This is a genomic window from Rhodopirellula maiorica SM1, assembly GCF_000346295.1.
Lineage (GTDB): Bacteria > Planctomycetota > Planctomycetia > Pirellulales > Pirellulaceae > Novipirellula > Novipirellula maiorica.
This window is the reverse complement of the sequence record NZ_ANOG01001085.1, coordinates 1-4,628: the sequence shown is the minus strand read 5'-3', so window position 1 is coordinate 4,628 and position 4,628 is coordinate 1. Positions and strand designations below refer to the sequence as shown.

Genomic DNA, 4,628 nt, shown 5'->3' with positions numbered 1-4,628 from the left:
TATCGCTGGGTGCCCTGCGTAGGGATTCACTGGCAAACGAAGTGATGGTGTGTTGTAGTGACGCCAGCACATTGGCATCGGGGATCGGAGCCGATTCCGGTTCGGGAAACGACTGCATCGCGTCTTCGGTCTCGGCTGCGATTTCATCGCGTCGATTGGTTACACGAATGTCGTTGGCAAAATGCGGCGCCGGGACGTGATCGGCTGCATCGTGATCCGCACGGATCTTTTGGTCGTCCGTTTCGTCGATCCACCATGTGGCCGGGGCCGGTGCCGGCGACGCTGGCTTCGTTTCCACGTCAGCCAGATTCTGCTGGTGGGACGAATTTGCATCCGCGTTGCGGTTTCGTCTGGCAAAGGCTTTGACAAAGGCCTGGTTGTTAGCAGTCATGGTTCTTACCGAGCGGTGAAATTTTGAAGCTTGATGTCGTTAGGTGAGGGTGATGCGAGTTCACGACGCAGATGATCTAGTTCGCAGTTGGCTGCGATGGCAAGTACTGTTCCCAGTTGCTGATGCCACGCGGGGTGGCGGATTCTTGCGGCGTTGACGGTGCCGATGCATTGATCGAAGTCGGTTTGGCGGCCGACAAATCAGGCAAGTCGGAATGCAGCGGTTGGGAAGCGTTGACCGTTCCGTTTGGGGAGGCAGCGCTGGTCGGCTGCGGCGTCGAGGTGGAAACGTTGGACGTCGGTGCCTTGTGCGAGTGAACGGTTGCGTTCAACGCCGCGATCGCTGGATCGATACCGCCAGGGGCGCTGACCGTGTTGGCTGGCGTACCTGCGGACAACTTCGGATCGTCTTTGGGGGCGGGGACATCGACTTCGGCGGCTGCGATTTTGGCGGAAGGCGATTCCGGTGCCATCAAGGCGGCGTTTGCTTTTGCCGCCGGCGGAGTGGCCGGTTTCGTTTTTTCGTGGCGTGCGGATTCGGTACCCAAGTTTTCATCGGCAAACACCACCAAATCTTCGGGAGGAAGCAGGTCGCTTATTTGCGAATCCGCTATGGCGGGTTCGCTTGTCGACTCGGTCGCTCGGCGGCTGACTTTCACAGCAAACACAATCACAAGTAGCAGCATGGCAATGACCAGCGCATTGGCACTGATCATTTGTTGCCAATTTCGGCTGTTGGACTGATCCGCAAGTGTGACGGTGGGAGCGTTGGTCTTCGCAGGGGACTCGGAACTTACGAAAATCTCTGACGCAATACTTGCAGCGGACGATCGTGGCGACGCCGAAATGGGAGCGTTGTGGGGCGCAGCTTTCGTCGGCACTGCTTCAGCGGGAGCGTCGCAGGTGTTTGTGGGCGTCGGATTCTCGGCGGCATGCAATTCGTTGGGCTGCGATGGCGATGCCGCCGGCGTGACCGTTTGCGGAGCTGCCATCGGCGTTTCCGACTCGCTCGAGATCGATGTCGGTGAGGTCGATGTCGGGCTCGCCAACTTGCTCGGCGTCAAATTCTTGAGCTGAAACAACGTGGGCGGCAATGCGGTGGCTGCGTGCTCGTCGCCCATCGAGCGTTCGTCTGCCGCTCTGACGGGTGAGCGTCTGACGTCTTGCGTGGCTTTTTGCGAGACGGTCATGTGATCTTCCTGATACACGAGTGCGAGGCGTTTCAAGCATTACTGACAAACATGGCGAGCCGGATCGGATCCCCTACAGGACTAGATCGGTACGCGACATGGATGATCTTTAGGAATCTGCGGAATAGACAAACTCTGACGATTGATCAAGATGAAATGACAGCTTTTAATGCCTGCAAACCGTAATGCCAGCAAACCAGGGGATTTTGCTCGCTGAGTGAGGCATCACCTTGTGAAACTGCGAACAGGAAACGAAGATACGTGTCCTGCAAATGCTTCCCCCTGCCATTTTTCGCTAAAAATACGCGGCACAATGCTTCAAACTGGAACGACTCAATCTGTTATTTCCGAACTCCTACGCGAGCGGATTCTGCTGCTCGATGGGGCGATGGGGACCATGATCCAACGTCTCGGTTTGGACGAGGCGGGGGTGCGAGGCGAGCGATTTGCCGATCACGACCCCAAAAAAGATTTGAAGAATTTTTCGGATATTCTTTGTCTGACCCACCCCGACAAGATCACCGCGATCCATGCGGCCTACTACGAAGCGGGCAGCGACATCGTCGAAACCAACTCCTTCGGGGCCTCGCCGGTCGGGATGATCGAGTTTGGGCTGCCGCTTGAATTGGTCGATGAAATCAACCACGCCGCGGTGGCTTGTGCACGCAAAGCGGCGGACGAGTGGACCGAACGGACTCCGGATAAACCCCGTTTTGTCGCCGGGTCGATTGGACCCACCACGAAACAGTTGGCGATCAGCACCGAGGAAGACCCGGCTCACCGTGGTGCGACGTTTGAAGAGATGGTCGACAGCTATCGTGCCCAGGTCAACTCGCTCGTTGCCGCCGGCGTCGATATCCTGTTGCCCGAAACCGCCATCGACACGCTGAACTTGAAGGCGTGTTTGTTCGCGATCCAAGACTTCTTTGATGCCGGTGGCCGCCGCGTTCCGGTGATGGCCAGCGGCACGTTTGGTGACGGTGGACGTACGTTCGTCAGCGCGCAAAGCGTCGAAGCGTTTTGGACCGCCATCAATCATTTTCCTCTGTTGTCGGTCGGCATGAACTGTGCCCTTGGGCCCGATGTGATGCGGCCACATATCGAAGAGCTTTCGCATGTCGCCGAGATCCCGATCTCGTGTCACCCCAATGCGGGCTTGCCCAATGAGATGGGCGAATTCGATCTCGGTCCCAAGGCGATGGCCGATAAGGTGGGCGAGTACGCCGACAATGGTTGGCTGAATATTTTGGGCGGATGTTGTGGCACGACCCCGGATCACATTCGCGCGATGGCGGAACGCGTCAAAGGGTGTAAGCCGAAACAGGAAACCCACGGACCGGTTTACACCCGGTTGTCCGGCCAGCTGCCGATGGTGATGCGTCCTGAAATTCCGTTCACCATGATCGGCGAGCGAACCAACGTTGCCGGCAGCAAAAAGTTTGCTCGTTTGATCCGCGAAGACAAATACGAAGAAGCGGTCGATATTGCCCGCGAGCAAGTTGAAAACGGGGCGACGATCATCGATGTCAACTTTGACGAAGGGATGCTCGATGGCGTGGCCGCGATGGAGCGTTTTTTGCGTCTGATCGCGGGGGATGGGGTGGTTGCCGCCGTGCCGGTGATGATCGACAGCAGTAAATGGGAAGTGCTCGAAGCGGGACTTCGCAATGTCCAAGGGAAAGCGATCGTTAACTCAATCTCGCTGAAAGATGGCGAGGAAGAGTTCCTGCGTCGGGCGCGTTTGGTTCGCCAATACGGTGCCGCCGCGGTGGTCATGGCGTTTGACGAAGAAGGCCAGGCGGCTGATGAAGAAAGCAAGGTGCGGATTTGCAAACGCGCCTACGACTTGCTTACCACGAAAATCAATTTTCCACCCGAAGACATCATCTTTGATCCGAATATCCTGACCGTTGCGACGGGCATGGAAGAGCATAACAATTATGCCGTTGACTTTATCAACGCCGTCGCACGAATTAAAAAGGAATGTCCCGGTGCAAAGACGAGCGGCGGAGTCAGCAACATCAGCTTCAGTTTCCGTGGAAACAATCCCGTTCGCGAAGCGATCCACAGTGCGTTTTTGTTCCATGCCATTAAGGCTGGCTTGGACATGGGGATCGTCAACGCCGGACAGTTGGAAGTCTATGAAGAGGTGCCCAAGGATCTGCTCGAGTATGTCGAGGATGTGCTGCTGAATCGCCGCCCCGACGCGACCGATCGGATGCTCGAATTCGCGGAAACCGTCAAAGGCGGCGGCAAAAAGAAATCGGGTGAAGATCTCGCATGGCGTGAGCAACCGGTTGCCAAGCGGATCGAACACGCGCTGATCAAAGGGATCGACAAGTACATTACCGAAGACACCGAAGAGGCTCGGCTGCACTTTGACAAGTGCCTGCAAGTCATCGAAGGACCTTTGATGGACGGCATGAAAGTCGTGGGCGATTTGTTTGGCGCCGGCAAGATGTTTTTGCCGCAAGTCGTCAAGAGTGCGCGGGTGATGAAGAAGGCGGTCGCCTATTTAGAACCGTACATGGACGAGGAGAAACGACTCGCGGGGACCGAAAATGATGCCGCGCGAGGCAAGTTCTTGATCGCCACGGTCAAAGGCGATGTGCACGATATCGGTAAAAATATCGTCGGCGTGGTGTTGCAGTGCAATAACTACGAAGTCATCGATTTGGGCGTAATGGTTTCGGCCGAGCGGATTTTGGAAGAAGCGGTCAAGCAAGACGTGGACATGATCGGGCTGAGTGGTTTGATCACGCCAAGTCTGGATGAGATGACCCATGTCGCACGCGAAATGAAACGTGCGGGAATGACGATGCCATTGTTGGTCGGCGGCGCAACCACCAGTGCCAAACACACCGCGGTCAAGATTTGTCCGGCCTACGATGGACCGGTGATCCATGTGCTCGATGCAAGCCGCAGTGTGAACGTCGTGGAGCGACTGCTAAGCAAAGAGCATCGTGATGCTTATCTCGCAAGCAATGTGGAAGAGCAAAAGAAGTTGGTGGCCAGTTTCCGCGATCGACAAACAAAAGCTGGTCCCAT

At 56.4% G+C, this 4,628-nt stretch carries 3 protein-coding genes; 1 reads left to right on the top strand and 2 read right to left on the bottom strand.

Annotated features, from left to right (window positions below):
- Both RMSM_RS35200 and RMSM_RS35195 read right to left on the bottom strand, forming a co-directional pair.
- Positions 1-391 (bottom strand): hypothetical protein (locus tag RMSM_RS35200; RefSeq protein WP_008709129.1); only part of this gene is annotated, 391 nt, incomplete at its 3' end.
- Positions 392-467: 76 nt separating this feature from the next.
- Positions 468-1,580: a hypothetical protein gene (locus RMSM_RS35195; RefSeq protein WP_040771243.1), complete on the bottom strand. Its 1,113-nt coding sequence runs from the start codon at positions 1,578-1,580 to the stop codon at positions 468-470.
- Positions 1,581-1,893: 313 nt separating this feature from the next.
- Between RMSM_RS35195 and metH the strand changes: the two genes are divergently transcribed.
- The coding region (gene metH / locus RMSM_RS35190) for a methionine synthase (protein WP_008709123.1) at positions 1,894-4,628 on the top strand (2,735 nt) is incomplete at its 3' end.